This is a genomic window from Plantibacter auratus (genome assembly GCF_050587365.1).
In the GTDB taxonomy this organism is placed as follows: Bacteria; Actinomycetota; Actinomycetes; order Actinomycetales; family Microbacteriaceae; genus Plantibacter; species Plantibacter auratus.
This window is the reverse complement of sequence record NZ_JBOBFV010000001.1, coordinates 591,853-606,135: the sequence shown is the minus strand read 5'-3', so window position 1 is coordinate 606,135 and position 14,283 is coordinate 591,853. Positions and strand designations below refer to the sequence as shown.

The 14,283-nt window shown below is 69.6% G+C and carries 12 protein-coding genes; 8 read left to right on the top strand and 4 right to left on the bottom strand.

What is annotated here, in order from left to right; translation table 11 throughout:
* Positions 1–27: 27 nt before the first annotated feature.
* Complete coding sequence (locus tag ACQ3HE_RS02770; RefSeq protein ID WP_124770165.1) at positions 28–885, top strand: UbiA family prenyltransferase; 858 nt, start codon at positions 28–30, stop codon at positions 883–885.
* 9 nt (positions 886–894) lie between these two features.
* Here ACQ3HE_RS02770 and ACQ3HE_RS02765 read toward each other — a convergent pair whose 3' ends face one another.
* A complete protein-coding gene (locus tag ACQ3HE_RS02765) occupies positions 895–2,064 on the bottom strand; it encodes an aggregation-promoting factor C-terminal-like domain-containing protein (protein WP_159878504.1) in 1,170 nt (389 codons plus the stop codon).
* A 116-nt stretch (positions 2,065–2,180) separates the two neighbouring features.
* Between ACQ3HE_RS02765 and ACQ3HE_RS02760 the strand changes: the two genes are divergently transcribed.
* Both ACQ3HE_RS02760 and ACQ3HE_RS02755 read left to right on the top strand, forming a co-directional pair.
* Entirely contained in the window at positions 2,181–3,353 is a 1,173-nt protein-coding gene (locus ACQ3HE_RS02760; RefSeq protein WP_236555429.1) for a glycoside hydrolase family 3 N-terminal domain-containing protein, read from the top strand.
* A gap of 105 nt (positions 3,354–3,458) precedes the next feature.
* Positions 3,459–4,013, top strand: coding sequence for a YceI family protein (locus tag ACQ3HE_RS02755; protein WP_079705738.1), 555 nt, complete (start codon positions 3,459–3,461; stop codon positions 4,011–4,013).
* A 62-nt stretch (positions 4,014–4,075) separates the two neighbouring features.
* On the opposite strand, the gene ACQ3HE_RS02750 is transcribed toward ACQ3HE_RS02755, so the two are convergent.
* The 3 genes from ACQ3HE_RS02750 to ACQ3HE_RS02740 all read right to left on the bottom strand — a co-directional run bounded on the left by ACQ3HE_RS02750 (position 4,076) and on the right by ACQ3HE_RS02740 (position 6,904).
* On the bottom strand, positions 4,076–5,116 hold the full coding sequence (locus ACQ3HE_RS02750; protein ID WP_079705739.1) for an FUSC family protein: 1,041 nt from the start codon (positions 5,114–5,116) through the stop codon (positions 4,076–4,078).
* An 8-nt stretch (positions 5,117–5,124) separates the two neighbouring features.
* Positions 5,125–6,090 carry an App1 family protein phosphatidate phosphatase gene (locus ACQ3HE_RS02745; RefSeq protein WP_079706285.1) on the bottom strand — a complete coding sequence of 322 codons (966 nt, stop codon included), beginning with the start codon at positions 6,088–6,090 and terminating at the stop codon, positions 5,125–5,127.
* 133 nt (positions 6,091–6,223) lie between these two features.
* On the bottom strand, positions 6,224–6,904 hold the full coding sequence (locus ACQ3HE_RS02740) for a DedA family protein (protein ID WP_430891243.1): 681 nt from the start codon (positions 6,902–6,904) through the stop codon (positions 6,224–6,226).
* 201 nt (positions 6,905–7,105) lie between these two features.
* Here ACQ3HE_RS02740 and ACQ3HE_RS02735 point away from each other — a divergent pair, with 201 nt between their 5' ends.
* From ACQ3HE_RS02735 to ACQ3HE_RS02715, 5 genes are read left to right on the top strand one after another with little or no spacing between them, the layout of a single operon-like run.
* Positions 7,106–8,527, top strand: a complete 1,422-nt coding sequence (locus ACQ3HE_RS02735; protein WP_079003899.1) for a cytochrome ubiquinol oxidase subunit I — start codon at positions 7,106–7,108, stop codon at positions 8,525–8,527.
* A 9-nt stretch (positions 8,528–8,536) separates the two neighbouring features.
* Positions 8,537–9,541: a cytochrome d ubiquinol oxidase subunit II gene (gene cydB / locus ACQ3HE_RS02730; protein WP_064295578.1), complete on the top strand. Its 1,005-nt coding sequence runs from the start codon at positions 8,537–8,539 to the stop codon at positions 9,539–9,541.
* A 9-nt stretch (positions 9,542–9,550) separates the two neighbouring features.
* Positions 9,551–11,257, top strand: a complete 1,707-nt coding sequence (cydD, locus tag ACQ3HE_RS02725) for a thiol reductant ABC exporter subunit CydD (protein WP_430891241.1) — start codon at positions 9,551–9,553, stop codon at positions 11,255–11,257.
* Complete coding sequence (gene cydC, locus ACQ3HE_RS02720; protein WP_124769204.1) at positions 11,250–12,920, top strand: thiol reductant ABC exporter subunit CydC; 1,671 nt, start codon at positions 11,250–11,252, stop codon at positions 12,918–12,920. The genes cydD and cydC overlap by 8 nt, the downstream gene beginning before the upstream one ends.
* Positions 12,920–14,272: an anthranilate synthase component I family protein gene (locus tag ACQ3HE_RS02715; RefSeq protein WP_430891239.1), complete on the top strand. Its 1,353-nt coding sequence runs from the start codon at positions 12,920–12,922 to the stop codon at positions 14,270–14,272. The genes cydC and ACQ3HE_RS02715 overlap by 1 nt, the downstream gene beginning before the upstream one ends.
* Positions 14,273–14,283: the final 11 nt, after the last annotated feature.

The following is a 14,283-nucleotide window of genomic DNA, read 5'->3' as shown; positions in this document are numbered from 1 at the left end:
TCACCCTAAGCTGAGGCGGTGTTCTCCATGGTCCGTCGTCTGTTCGCGTCCTCGCATCCCGGGCCGACCGTCGCGGTGACCGTTCTCGCGGTCGTGCTCGGATCGGCCGTCGGCCTGCCACCCCTCCGCACGGCCCTGCTCGGCGTGGTGGTGTTCGTCGGGCAACTCTCGATCGGCTGGTCCAACGACTGGCTCGATGCCAGGCGGGATCGTCGCTCGGGACGACAGGACAAGCCGGTCGCGCGCGGCGACCTCAGCGTCTCGGCAGTCCGGGCGGCGGCGCTGCTGGCCGGTGCGGCGAGCATTCCGCTCTCGGCATCACTCGGCTGGGCGTCGGCGGCCTCGCACCTGCTGTTCCTCGTCTGCGGATGGGCCTACAACCTGGGTCTCAAGGCGACGGCCTGGTCGGTCGTCCCGTTCATCGTGGGGTTCGGCGCACTGCCCGCCGTGGTCACCTTCGCTGCCGTCCCGCCGATCGTGCCGGCCGCGTGGACGCTCGCCGTCGGTGGTCTGTTCGGTGTGGCGATCCACTTCACGAACGCCCTGCCCGATCTCGAGGACGACCTGCGGACCGGCGTCCGTGGTCTGCCGCACCGGCTCGGCGCGCGGACCGCCGGTCGGACGGCCTTCGTCGCCCTCGGCGTCTCAGGCGTGGTCGCCGTCCTCGGACAGAGCGGGATCTTCGTCGGCAGGCCGACCGCACCGCCAATCGTCGGGGTGCTGGGCGCCGTCGGTGTCCTCGCGCTCGTCGTATGGGGGCTCGTGCTCGTCGGAACCCGAGCGCCGGACCGTCTGCTGTTCCGGCTCATCATCGGGGCCGCCCTGCTCGTCACCGTGGTGCTGGCGGTGGCCGGGACGAATCTCGGTGCGGCCGAGGCCGGTTGAGACGGGGCGTCAGTACCAGTTGGTCGCTTCCGAGTGCGCCCACGCGCCGCAGGGGGAGCCGTACCGGCTGTCGATGTAGTTCAGGCCCCAGTTGATCTGCGTCGCCGCATTGGTGCGCCAGTCGTCGCCGGAGCTGGCCATCTTGCTCCCGGGCAGGGACTGTGGGATGCCGTAGGCGCCGCTGGACTCGTTGTAGGCGTTGACGCGCCAGCTCGACTCCCGGGTCCAGAGCTGCAGCAGGCACTGGAATTCTCCGCTGCCCCAGCCGTAGGCGCCGATCGCGGACTGCGCGTACGCCTTCGCGCCAGCCGGGTCGGCTGCGAGGTCCGGCGGCGGGGCGCTCGTGGATCCCTCGCCACCGGACGCCTCGTTGCGTCGCTGCTCTTCCGCGGCGATCGCCTCCTGGCTCTGCGCGTAGGCCTGTTCGACCGCCGCGGTGGTGTTCTTGAGGACGGCGAGCTGCTGGTACAACCGGTCGCGGTTGGCCTGCTGCTCGGCGACCGCCGCATCGGCGGCGTCGCTCGCGGACTGCGCCGTCTCGTAGCTGGCGTCCGCCGCCTCCGAGAGTCGCTGACGTTCGGTCTCGGCCGCAGTCGCCTGCTCGGCGAGCGCGGTCGCCGTGTTGCTCGCGGCGGTCGCGGACGCGAGGTCTTGAGCCGAGGTCTCGCTCAGCTTGCTGATCGCGCTGAGCTTGGAGAGGAGGTCGTCGTCGGCCGCGCCGGAGAGGACGAGGGAGAGCGTCGGGTCGACACCGCCGGTGCGGGTCATCTGGGCGATGACCGCTCCGGCCTGACGCTTGCTCGATGCCGCTGCCGAAGCTGCTGCGGTCGCCTGCGCACTGATCGTGTCGGCGACGGCGGCCTGCGCGTCGAACGCCGCCTTGGCCTCACCTGCCGCCGCCCCCTGGCGGACGGCTTCGTCGCCGAGCCGGGCGGATTCGTCGCGCAGTCCGTCGAGGAGGGACACGATCCGGTCGGCTTCGGCCTGCGCGGTCGATTCGTTCGCCTTGGCCGCCTGGACGTCGTCCCAGCTCGGGTAGTCGGCGGTCCGGAACGAGGTGGGGGTCACGGCGGCCGCCGGGCTTGCGACCGACACCGCGATGACGAGCGCGGCGCCGAGGGCGGCGGCTCGCGAGACACCCCTTGAGCGGGGCGAGAGGGCTGTCAGCGGCTTGCGCATGCGTCCATCCTGGCGGTCACCCACGCAAGTGTAGCCGCCGATGTCACATTCGTCACTCCTGCCACACCGGGAGCGACGCCCAGCCTGCGTGGAAGATCCGAGCCTAGAGTGGGCCGGTGCAGCTGGGACGACGAGGGTTTCTCGCAATCGGCGCCTCGATGGCGGCGGGTGCCGTCCTCGGCCTGTCCGGGTGCACGGGGCCCGGATCCCCGAAGCCGTCGAGCCGCCCCACCAGCACGACTCCGGCTGTCGCCGACCAGCGTGCGGCCGCCGAACTCGCCGCGATGACCCTCGAGCAGCGGATCGCATCCATGTTGATGCTCCATGCCCCGGGCACCGACCCGGGCACGCTCCGGGCGTTCGTCGAGCGGTATCAGCCGGGCGGGTTCATCATCATGGGCGACAACGTGCCGGGTCTCGCGGGGCTGCCCGCGGTGACGAGCGCCCTCAGCCCCGACCCGACCATGCCGCTGCTCATCGGCATCGACCAGGAGGGCGGCGATGTCCGGCGCATCGACGAGGACGTCTTCGCCGCTGCCGACACCCTGAAGTCGCAACCGGCCGCTGCGAGCGAGGAGGCGTTCCGCCAACGCGCTGTGATGCTCGCCGGTGCCGGCTGCACCGTGAACTTCGGCATCGTCGCGGACGAGACCGCCGATCCGAGCTCCTTCATCTACGACCGTGCCCTCGGGACGACGCCGGACGCCTCGGCGGAGCGGGTTGCCGCGGCCGTCCGTGGTGAGCGGGGTGCGGTGCTCAGCACGCTGAAGCACTTCCCCGGCCATGGCCAGGCGCCGGGAGACTCGCACTCGACGGTCCCGACGACCGCCATCGGTGCCGCGGACTGGGCTGCGACCGATGCCCTGCCGTTCGTCGCCGGTATCGACGCCGGGGCCGAGGTCGTGATGTTCGGCCATCTGGTCTACTCGGCGGTCGACGCCGTACCGGCGACGCTGTCGGCGGCCTGGCACGAGCGCCTCCGGAACGACCTCGGCTTCACCGGTGTCACGATCACCGACGACATGCTCATGCTGCAGCACACGGGTCTGCCGGAGTACCAGAACCCCTCGGAGAACGCGATCCGCGCCGTGGCCGCCGGCAACACGATGCTGCTCTACGTCCTCGGGGCGGAGCCGTCGTCGACCGGTGTCGATCCGGCCGTGCTCGTCGCCGACATCGCCGCCGCGGTCAGGTCCGGGAGGATTCCGGAGTCGACGGTCGCCGATGCGGCGCACCGACTGCTGCGCGTCCGGCTCGGCCTGCCGTCGCTCCGGCCGATGTCGCGCTGATGTCGGTGAGGAGAATTTCTCGGGGATGCGGGAATAGCTCCCAGGTCCGTGCGTTTGAATAGAACGTGGCGCGAGCGCGCCGCACATCGACGCAAGGAGTACCGCATGACCGACACCCTGACGATTCCCGGCTACAAGGTTGGCACCTGGGAGGTCGACGCCACGCACAGCGAGGTCGGCTTCAGCATCCGCCACATCATGGTCTCGAAGGTCAAGGGCAAGTTCGAGCGCTTCAACGCGACGTTCGTCACGCCGGAGAACCCCCTCGAGACGAAGATCACCGCGTCCGCCGAGGTCGCATCGATCAACACGAACCAGGCCGACCGCGACGGTCACCTCCGCACCGGCGACTTCTTCGACGCCGAGACCTACCCGACCATCGACTTCGTCTCGACCGGCGCCCGCGCCAAGGGCGACGACTTCCTGGTGGACGGCGACCTCACGATCAAGGGCGTGACCAAGCCCGTCACCTTCACTGTCGAGTTCGGCGGCTTCGCGACCGACCCCTACGGCAACTACAAGTTCGGCGCCACGGCGACCACCAAGATCAACCGCGAGGACTTCGGCCTCACCTACAACGCGGCGCTCGAGACCGGCGGCGTGCTGCTCGGCAACGACGTCACGATCACCATCGAACTGCAGGCCGCGCACCAGGCGTAGCCCCAGGACGTCGAAGGGCCGGTGGAGCATCGCTCCACCGGCCCTTCGTGTATCCGGCCGACTCAGGTCGGCTCGCCGACGATCTCGTCGCGCACGCGACGGAGGTCCTCCATGAGTGATCCGATGAGGATCCAGTGCTGGGGGTGCGGGCGGGCGATCACGAGGGGAGCGGTCAGCGCCGGGATCTCCGCGGTCTCGGTCGGCGGCTCGTCGGACGCGGCACGACCGTTCACCAGCAGCCTGAGATCGTGGGCCGCCCGCGTCAGCTCGACGGCAATGTCCGCCACCGTCGGCTCCTCATGCAGGGTCGGGTCGTCGTGATCGTGCACCGAGCGCGCCATGCCCAGCGTCCTCGTGACGACCGGCTCCAGTCGACGCAGCAGCAGGCGCTGACGGTCGAGCTCGTCACGGTGCCTCGATCGACGAGGGTTGAGCAGCAGGCTGTCATCACCTTCCTTCACCGCGGCGATCGCCCGGTCTCGCAGGGGCTTCAATGCCCGGGCCTCCTGGAGCAGCGCCACGAGCTCCGCGTCCGAGTTCGCACGCGTGAGTGAGGTGGCGAGATGGTCCAGGGTGTCGGCGCACGCGAGCGCGAGGGTGGTCACCGCCTCCTTCGCGGGAGCGAGGAGGACCGGTGCGACGAGGACGACGTTGACGAGGAGTCCGATGCCTGCGCCGAGCACGGTCTCGACGATCCGCGCGACCGCGTAGTCCGGGGTCGCAGCGCCGATCGACAGCACCAGCATCGCGCTGATCGGGATCTGGTTGGCGGATCCGGGCCCGAGGCGGAGGACCCATCCGAGCAGGATGGAGATGACGATGGCCAGGAGCACGATCCAGGCGGAGTGTCCGAAGACGATCCCGATGGCCGTCGCGAGGATGACGCCCGTGATGACCCCGAGGCTGCGCTCGAGCGCCTTCCCGAACGACTGGTTGACGCTCGGCTGCACCACGAGGATCGCCGCGATGGCGGCGAAGACCGGGAGCTGGCCCGGGATGATCGTGATCGCGACGATCCAGGACGCGACGGCGGCCAGCGCCGTCTTCAGCACCTGGAGCAGGGGCAGCCGCGATCTGATGCGCAGGACGGGGACGACGGACATCGGTGCCGTCAGAGCTTGTCGTGGAGCTGGTCGAGCAGTTCTGCGCCGTTCCCCGCGTAGACCCAGGGGGCGCCCTCGTGCTGGGCACCGACCTTCGAGCGCCCACCGGCGAGGACCGCCTCACCGGGGGAGAGCTGACGGATCGCCACGGCGGCGACGCGGTCGGGGTGGCGTTCCTCGAAGCTCCGGTAGAGGGCTTCGTCGTGCTGTCCGTCGTCGCCGACGAGCAGCCACCGCAGACGCGGGAAGTCCTCGGCGAACCGGTCGAGGTTGTTGCGCTTGTGCTCGCGACCGCTGCGGAAGAAGCGGTCGTGCGTCGGACCCCAGTCGGTGAGGAGGAGGGCGCCGGCGGGGTAGAGGTTGCGCGAGAGGAACCGGGTCAGCGTCGGGGCGACGTTCCAGGCGCCGGTGGAGAGGTAGATGATCGGGGAGCCCGGGTGTTCGCGGGCCGTGCGCTCGAGGAAGACCGCCATGCCGGGCACCGGTGTCCTGGCGTGCTCGTCGAGGACGAAGGTGTTCCAGGCCGCGACGAGTGGGCGGGGGAGCGCCGTCACCATCACCGTGTCGTCGATGTCGGACACGATGCCGAACTCGATGTCGTCGGCGACGATGAAGACCGGCGCTTCGACCGGGTCGCTGCCCTCCGAACTCAGGCGGAGGGTGTGCCAGCCGGGGGTGAGTGACACCTGGACCACCGCGTCGACCACTCCGCCTCGGTCGCCCGTGACCGTGTGACGCTGTCCGTCGACCTCCACCTCGACCGTCGGGTCGGCGATGCTCAGCGCGAAGAAGCTCTTCCAGCCGCGAACCTTCTGCTGCGGTTGGACGGTGGTCTTGCCCGGTTCAGCCAGGACGACCCTGGCCAGGACACGGATCCAGGACGTCGATCCGTAGCCGGTGAAGGGGATGACCGCCGCCTCGCGTCCGTGCCGCCTCGCACGACGCTGGCGGCGCAACTGGACGGCGTCCTCCATCCGTGCGGCGAAGTGCCGGATCTGCTCGGCGGCGTCGGAGGAGGCCGTTGGACGATCGTCGGATGCCTTCACGCGTTCAGTCTGTCATGCCGGTGCGTCCGGCCCGCCGTCTCGCGGCGATGACGGTCGTCTGCTACTGGGGCGTCGAGCTGTCGTCGGGTGGTGTCGCGTCCTCCTGGGCCAGCATGTGTCGCTCCTCGCTCCGCTGGAGGAGTCGCTTCACGACGAGGACCACGACGGCGAAGACGACGATGATGCCGACGAAGACGTAGCCCGCCCAGTGGAGGCGGTCCGACAGCTCGCGATAGCTGCCCGCGGCCAGTGCGCCGACGGAGACGTAGGCCGAGGACCAGATGACGCAGGCGGGCAGCGTCCAGGAGATGAAGCGTCGGTAGCTCATCGTGCTCATCCCGACCGTGAGGGGGATCAGTGAGTGCAGGACCGGGAGGAATCGCGAGATGAAGACGGCGATGCCGCCCCGCCGGTCGAGATAGCGCTCAGCACGGGCCCAGTGCCGCTCGCCGATGCGGCGGCCGAGTCTGCTGGCACGGATGCGCGGGCCGAACCAGCGGCCGAGCGCGAACCCGACGGACTCGCCGATGAGTGCTCCGGTGATGACGACGAGGATCATCGAGATCCACTGGACGGGTCCGACGACGGCGGTGCTGGCGACGATGACGACCGTGTCGCCCGGGACGACGAGGCCGACGAGGACCGAGGTCTCGAGCATGATGCCGACGCCGGCGAGGATCGTGCGCGTCACGGGGTCGACGCTCTGCACCAGGTCGAGGAGCCAGCCGAGCACGTCGTTCACGGATCGAAGCCTAGTGCGGCAGGTGTGGGACGGGCTCCGAAACCCCTGTTAGGACACCCTTGGATGTGTGGTCTGACCACAGGCGCGAATTCGGGTACGATTGGTGTCGACGACATGGATCGAAGCCACGGGGATGACCACCCCGATCGGGCCGCACCTGCGCCGCCTTCCCTGGATGCCGCGAAAAATGGAGTGTTCATCGTGAACGACCTACTCGACCCGCTACTGCTGTCCCGCTGGCAGTTCGGCCTCACCACCGTCTACCACTTCATCTTCGTGCCGCTGACCATCGGCATGGCCGTGACGGTCGCCGGGTTCCAGACCGCCTGGGTCCGGACCGGCAAGCTGCACTACCTGCAGCTCACGCGGTTCTTCGGGAAGATCTTCCTCATCAACTTCGCCATGGGCGTCGTGACGGGCATCGTCCAGGAGTTCCAGTTCGGCATGAACTGGTCCACCTACTCCAGGTTCGTCGGCGACGTCTTCGGCGCACCGCTCGCACTCGAGGGCCTGCTCGCGTTCTTCCTCGAGGCGACGTTCATCGGACTCTGGATCTTCGGCTGGGACAAGCTGTCACCGAAGCTCCACCTCGCCACCATCTGGATCGTGGCACTCGGCACCGTGCTGTCGGCCTACTTCATCATCGCGGCGAACGCCTTCATGCAGAACCCGGTCGCCTTCCGGATCAACGAGGAGCGAGGCCGCGCCGAGCTCACGAACATCTGGGAGCTGCTGACCAACAAGGTCGCCCTGGCCGCCTTCCCGCACACGATCTTCGCGTGCTTCATGGTCTCCGCAGCCGTCATCATCACCGCTGCGGCCTGGCACCTCGCCCGGGGCCAGCACGTCGAGGCGATGCGCCCGGCGCTCAAGGTCGGTGCGTGGAGCATGCTCCTCGCGGGCGGTGCCACGATGCTCGCCGGCGACCAGCTCAGCCTCGCCATGGTCGAGACCCAGCCGATGAAGATGGCGGCTGCGGAGGCGATGTACAACACGGCGAGCGGTGCCGACGCCTCGTTCTCGATCTTCACCCTCGGCACACCCGACGGTGTCCACGAGCTCTTCTCGATCCGCATCCCGTACCTCCTGTCGTTCCTCTCGACCCACACCTTCGACGGCACGGTGGAGGGCATCAACGACCTGCAGGCGCAGTACACCCAGCTCTACGGTCCGGGCGACTACTCGCCCGTCATCTGGGTCACCTACTGGGCGTTCCGCTGGATGATCGGCCTCGGCCTCGCCTCGATGCTCGTCGCGGCAGCCGGTCTCTGGTTCACCCGCAAGGGCCGCGAGCCGAAGCGCTGGATGTGGCGCGTCGCGGTCTGGGCCGTCCCGATGCCGTTCCTCGCCATGACCATGGGCTGGGTCTTCACCGAGATGGGCCGCCAGCCGTGGATCGTCTTCAGCCTGTTGAAGACGGAGGACGCGGTCTCGCCGAACACCACCGGCCTCGATGTCCTGATCTCGTTGATCGCCTTCACCGTCGTCTACGGATCGCTGCTCGTCGTCGAGTTCGGTCTCCTGAAGAAGACGATCAAGGCCGGGCCCGACCCGATCGAGCTGTCCGAACCCGACGAGGACGGCGTGCAGAAGCCCGCCGCCCCCGCGACCACGGTCTACTAGGAGCACATCATGGACCTCACGATTCTCTGGTTCTGGATCATCGCCGCACTGTTCGTCGGCTACTTCGTCCTCGACGGCTTCGACTTCGGCGTCGGCATGACGATCCCCTTCCTCGGGAAGGATGAGACCGACCGCCGGATGCTCATCAACACCATCGGGCCGGTCTGGGACCTCAACGAGACCTGGCTGATCGTCGCCGGTGCGAGCCTCTTCGCCGCCTTCCCCGAGTGGTACGCGACCCTGTTCAGCGGCTTCTACCTCCCGCTGTTGTTCATCCTCCTCGCGCTCATTATCAGAGGGGTGTCGTTCGAGTACCGGCACCAGCGGCCGGAAGCCTCCTGGAAACGGCGCTTCGACCTCATGATCATCGTGGGCTCGGCCCTGCCGGCCTTCCTCTGGGGCGTCGCCTTCGCGAACATCGTCCAGGGCGTCCCGCTCGATGCCGACCACAACTTCACCGGCACGCTCTTCACCCTGCTCAACCCGTACGGCATCCTCGGCGGTCTCACGACGCTGGTGCTCTTCTTCGCCCACGGAGCCGTGTTCGCCTCGCTGAAGACCGAGGGCGACATCCGCGAGCGCGCCCGCCGCCTCGCGAGCCGCGCCGGGCTCGTCGCCATCCTGCTCGCCGCGTCGTTCCTCGGCTGGACCGTCCTGGCGCACTTCTCGCTCCCGGTGTTGATCCTCGCGGCCATCGCAGCGGTCTCGCTCATCAGCGCCTGGTTCGCGAACAGCCGTGGGCTGGAAGGTCGTGCGTTCGCGCTCATGGCCGTGACCGTCGCGGCGGCCGTGCTCACCCTGTTCACCGCGCTCTTCCCAGCGGTGATGCCGGCGAGCAACGACCCGGCGAACAGCCTGACGATCGCGAACGCCTCCTCGACGGAGTACACCCTCACGGTGATGTCGTGGACCGCCCTGATCTTCCTGCCGCTGATCCTCGCCTACCAGGGATGGACGTACTGGGTGTTCCGCAAGCGCATCACGCGGAAGCACATCGAAGCCGCCGCGCACTAACCTGTCATCGTGCGCCCCCTCGATCCGCGACTGCTCCGCTATGCCCGCGGAGCCCGGTCGGTCCTCGGACTCGGCGCGGTCATCGCGCTCGTCCAGACCGCCTGCACGCTCGGGTTCGCCTGGTTCGTGGCCCAGCTCGTGTCCCGGTCGATCGCGGGGGATCCGGTCGAGGAGCTCCTGCCGTCGCTCTGGCTGCTGATCGGCATCGTGGTGCTGCGTGCCGGGACCGTCCTGGCATCCGACTCGGTGAACGCCCGTGGCTCCGCGATCGTCCGCAGTCAGTTGCGGCGGGCCCTCGCGGGCGCGTTCGAGACGCTCGGGCCGGGTTGGGTCTCGCGTCGGAGCTCCGCGGCACTGACGACCGTGGCGGGCCGCGGGCTCGACGCCCTGGACGCGTACTTCGGTCGCTATGTCCCGCAGCTCATCCTCACGGCGATCGCCATGCCGATCATCGCTGCGGTGATCTTCATCCAGGACCCGCTCAGCGGCATCACGGTCATCGTGACACTCCCGCTGATCCCCGTCTTCATGATCCTCATCGGATTCGCGACCCAGGCGGTGCAGCGGCGCCAGTGGGAGACCCTGGCCCATCTGTCGCGCGGGTTCCTCGAGCTCGTCGCGGGCATGGCGACCCTCAAGCTGTTCGGTCGGCAGCACCGGCAGGTGCAGCGGGTCCGAACCGTCACCGAGGAGTACCGCGTCGAGACCATGAAGGTCCTGCGGTTCTCGTTCGTGAGCGGCTTCGCCCTCGAACTGCTGTCGAGTCTCGCCGTCGCCGTGGTCGCGGTCGGCATCGGCCTCCGGCTCCTCGACGGCTCGCTCCTCCTCGGAACGGGGCTCTTCGTCCTGATCCTGGCCCCGGAGGCCTTCCTGCCGCTGCGGAACGTCGGCGCGAACTACCACGCTGCCGCGGAGGGGGTCACCGCCGCCGACGAGGTCTTCGAGATCCTCGATGAGGCGAAGGCCGTCCGCGAATCGCCGTCGGCTCCTGATCAGGTCGGCGATTTTGCAACGGTCGGCGACTCCGCGCGCCCGACGTCTGGTCTGGTACTCGACGGTCTCGGGGTGCAGTACGACGAGCTGCGGGTGTTGGACGACCTCGACGCGACGTTCCCAGCCGGCGTGGTGACGGCTGTCGTCGGCGCCAGCGGAGCCGGGAAGACGAGCATGGCGTCGGCGATCCTCGGATTCGTGGACGCCACCGGATCGATCCTGCACGACGGAGGACGCATGTCGCCCACGCCTGGTGGACGACGCTGGCTGTCGTGGGCGCCGCAGCGTCCGGTCCTCATCGCGGGGACGGTCGGCAGCAACGTCGCGCTGGGCGATGACGCACCCGACGAGGTGCTCATCGTCGAGGCGTTGTCAGCACTCGGGCTGTCCGCGCTACCGCTCGGACACCCCATCGGCGCGGTCGGCGACGGCGTGAGCGGTGGACAGGCGCAACGGATCGCGATCGCGAGAGCCCTGTACCGGCTGCGGCGCACCCCGGCGGATGCCGGAACGCCGGTGCTGCTGCTCGACGAACCGAGCTCGGCGCTCGACGCCGCGTCCGAGGCTCTTGTCATCGACGCCGCGCGCGACGCCGCTCGGGCCGGGGCGGCCGTCATCGTCATCACCCATCGACCGTCGATCGTCGAACACGCGGATGCCGTGCTCGAGATCCGCCAGCGGTCGGAACGCGTCCAGGACGACGAGGTGATGCTCCATGGATGAGCGCGTCCGACAGATCATCCGACTGGCGCAGCCGCCGGCTCGCCGCTTCGTCCCTGGCCTCCTGGCCGGCATCCTCTCCGCGGGCGCCGCCGTCGCCCTCCTCGCTTCGAGCGCGTTCCTCATCACGAAGGCCGCCGAGCAGCCCTCGATCGTCGAGCTGGGTGTCGCCGTCGTCGGGGTGCGCGCGTTCGCTCTGGCCCGGGCGTCCTTCCGATACCTCGAACGCCTGCTGAGCCACGATGCTGCATTCCGTCAATTGGCGCAGCTGCGCGCCGGCATGATCGAACGCGTCATCCCGGTGGCTCCCGACGGACTGCAGCTGACCGGCCGGGGCGACCTCCTCACCCGCCTGGTGACCGATGTGGACGAGCTGCAGAACGTGCCGTTGCGGGTCGTCCAACCACTGGTGGTCTCGGGTGTCGTCGCCGGAGCCTCCGTCATCCTCACGACCGTGCTGCTCCCGGCCGCCGGGATCGCGCTCGCGGTCTGCCTCGTCGCGGCGTTCCTCGTCTCGTGGTTGCTCGTGAGTCGGGTGGCGGCGCGCGCCGAACGCGAACTCGCGCCGCTGCGCGGTGCGCTGTCGGAAGCCCTGCTCGAACTCGTGACCGGGCTCGACGTGCTGACCGCTTACGGCGCGGTCGACGCCGCGCGGGCACGGATCGAACATGCCGACGCGGCACTCACGCGCGCGATGGTACGGCGGGCCGCGGGCGCCGGGGTTGCCGGCGCCGTCCTGTCCCTGGCTTCCGGGGCGTCCGTCGTCGCGGCGCTGTGGGCAGGCATGCCGGCGCTGGGAACGATCGGCGGCCCCGCGCTCACCGTGATCGTCCTCGTCCCGCTCGCCGTGTTCGAGGTCTGCGCGATGGTGCCCCTCGCCTTCGGGGCTTGGCGGGAGGCGGTCGCGAGCGCCGAGCGCGTGGCGGACGCGGTCCCGAGCGATCGACCCGACGAGATCCCGGACGAGGACACCGGCAGCATCCTCACGCCGACCTTCGACGGCGTCATGCTCGAGGCGGAGCACCTCAGCGCGCGGTGGCCCGGGAGTACGACGGCGGCGCTCGCACCGATCAGCTTCCGGCTGTCGGCCGGCGACCGGCTGCTCGTCGAAGGCGACAGCGGAGCCGGGAAGACCACCCTGGCGCACGCCCTCGTCCGCTTCCTCGAGTACGAGGGTGGGTACCGCGTCGGCGGCGTCGAGGCACGCGACCTCCGCCCGGACACGCTGCGCGAGTCGGTCGGGCTCGTCGAGCAGCGTCCGTTCCTCTTCGACGCCGACATCCGCCAGAACCTCCTCTTCGCCAGGGACACGGCCGACGACGCTGAACTCGAGGCCGTGCTGGAGCGGGTCGGGCTCTCGTCCTGGCTCGCTGAGCGCGGCGGACTCGACCGCCCGGTGGGGGAGCACGGCGCGCTCGTCTCCGGAGGGCAGGCGCAACGCATCGCCCTCGCCCGTGCGCTCCTCCGCGAGTTCCCCGTGCTCGTGCTCGACGAGCCGACCGCCAACGTCGATCCCGAGCGCGCGACCGCCCTGCTCGAGGACCTGCTCGGTGTCGCGGGATCCGAGGGTCGTGCGGTCATCGTGATCTCCCACACGCCGGTCCCCGACAGCCTCGTGACCGGTCGCCTCCGGATCGTCGCGCCGCCGATCGCGGCCGTCGGCTGATGCGATCCACCGGAGCACGCCGGCAGGTCGTCCTCCCTGCCTGGTCCGAGCCCGAGGACGTCTACCGACGCGTGTTCGCTGACGAACCCTGGGCGGCCTGGTTGGATTCGGGCCAGGGCTCCCGGACCGGCGTCAGTCTCATCGGACGCGGGACCGAACGCCTCGTCGCGGACGTCCGGCTCGGCACGGTGGAGCGCATCACCCCGGTGTCCGCCACGGTCGACCGGACGACAATCCTCGACGCCCTCCGTACCGTGCGTGCGGAGGGCGACCCGGGCGATTGGGTCGGGTGGTTCGGCTACGAGTCGGGGGCAGGGCTCGTCGGGGTTCCGTCGCATGCGGCGGCCTCCCCGGACGCGCTCTTCCTGCGCCTCGACGACCAGGTGCGGTTCGACCATGCGGCGCGGACGGTGACGATCTCGTCGGACGATCCCGACTGGATCGCGACGACCGTCGAGCGATTGAGTAGGGCGACCGAGCCTCCTCCCGTGGCCGAGGCGGCCGGCGGGTTCTGCGCGCCCCGTCACAGCGATGCCGCATACGTGCGGCTCGTCGAGCGGTGCCAGGAACACATCACCCGTGGGGACGCCTACCAGCTGTGCCTGACGAACCACCTGCGCGTCGACGGGGTCCACGACCCGTTCACGACCTATCTGCGGCTGCGCAGGACGAGCCCCACGCACCACGGCGGCTTCCTCCGGTTCGGTTCGATCAGTGTCGCGAGCGCGTCACCGGAGCAGTTCCTCGAGGTCTGGGCCGACGGCCGCGTCCGGACGAAGCCGATCAAGGGGACCCGGCCGAGAGGTGCCGATCCCGAGGAGGACGCCCGTCAGCGCGCCGATCTGCTCGCGAGTCCCAAGGAGCGCGCGGAGAACCTCATGATCGTCGATCTGATGCGGAACGACCTCTCCAGAGTCTGCGAGCTGGGTTCCGTGGCGGTGACGGCGCTCCACCACGTCGAGAGTTACCCGCAGGTACACCAACTCGTCAGCACCGTCGAAGGACGGTTGCGCACAGGACTGGACGCACTCGACGTCGTCGAGGTGGCGTTCCCGGCCGGATCGATGACCGGGGCCCCGAAACGCCGGGCGATGGAGCTGCTGTACGACCTCGAAGCGGGACCGCGCGGGGTGTACGCCGGCGCCTTCGGCCTGCTGTCCGCGGACGGATCGATGGACCTCGCCATGGTCATCCGCTCGATCGTGATCGATCCGCAGGGTGCGTCGATCGGCACGGGTGGTGGCATCACGGCACTGTCCGACGCCCGGGAGGAGCTCGAGGAGACGTGGACCAAGGCGGCGGCCCCGCTGGCGGCACTCGGCGTCGGACGTCCGCCTGCCGAATCCCGGTAGGCTTGACCGTT

What these genes read in the sequence shown, in the direction of transcription:
- ACQ3HE_RS02715 (WP_430891239.1), top strand. Translation starts at nt 12,920, where the DNA reads ATGCGATCCACCGGAGCACGCCGGCAGGTCGTCCTCCCTGCCTGGTCC.
- cydB (WP_064295578.1), top strand. Translation starts at nt 8,537, where the DNA reads ATGGACCTCACGATTCTCTGGTTCTGGATCATCGCCGCACTGTTCGTC.
- ACQ3HE_RS02755 (WP_079705738.1), top strand. Translation starts at nt 3,459, where the DNA reads ATGACCGACACCCTGACGATTCCCGGCTACAAGGTTGGCACCTGGGAG.
- ACQ3HE_RS02750 (WP_079705739.1), bottom strand. Translation starts at nt 5,116, where the DNA reads ATGTCCGTCGTCCCCGTCCTGCGCATCAGATCGCGGCTGCCCCTGCTC.
- ACQ3HE_RS02745 (WP_079706285.1), bottom strand. Translation starts at nt 6,090, where the DNA reads ATGGAGGACGCCGTCCAGTTGCGCCGCCAGCGTCGTGCGAGGCGGCAC.
- ACQ3HE_RS02765 (WP_159878504.1), bottom strand. Translation starts at nt 2,064, where the DNA reads ATGCGCAAGCCGCTGACAGCCCTCTCGCCCCGCTCAAGGGGTGTCTCG.
- cydC (WP_124769204.1), top strand. Translation starts at nt 11,250, where the DNA reads ATGGATGAGCGCGTCCGACAGATCATCCGACTGGCGCAGCCGCCGGCT.
- ACQ3HE_RS02770 (WP_124770165.1), top strand. Translation starts at nt 28, where the DNA reads ATGGTCCGTCGTCTGTTCGCGTCCTCGCATCCCGGGCCGACCGTCGCG.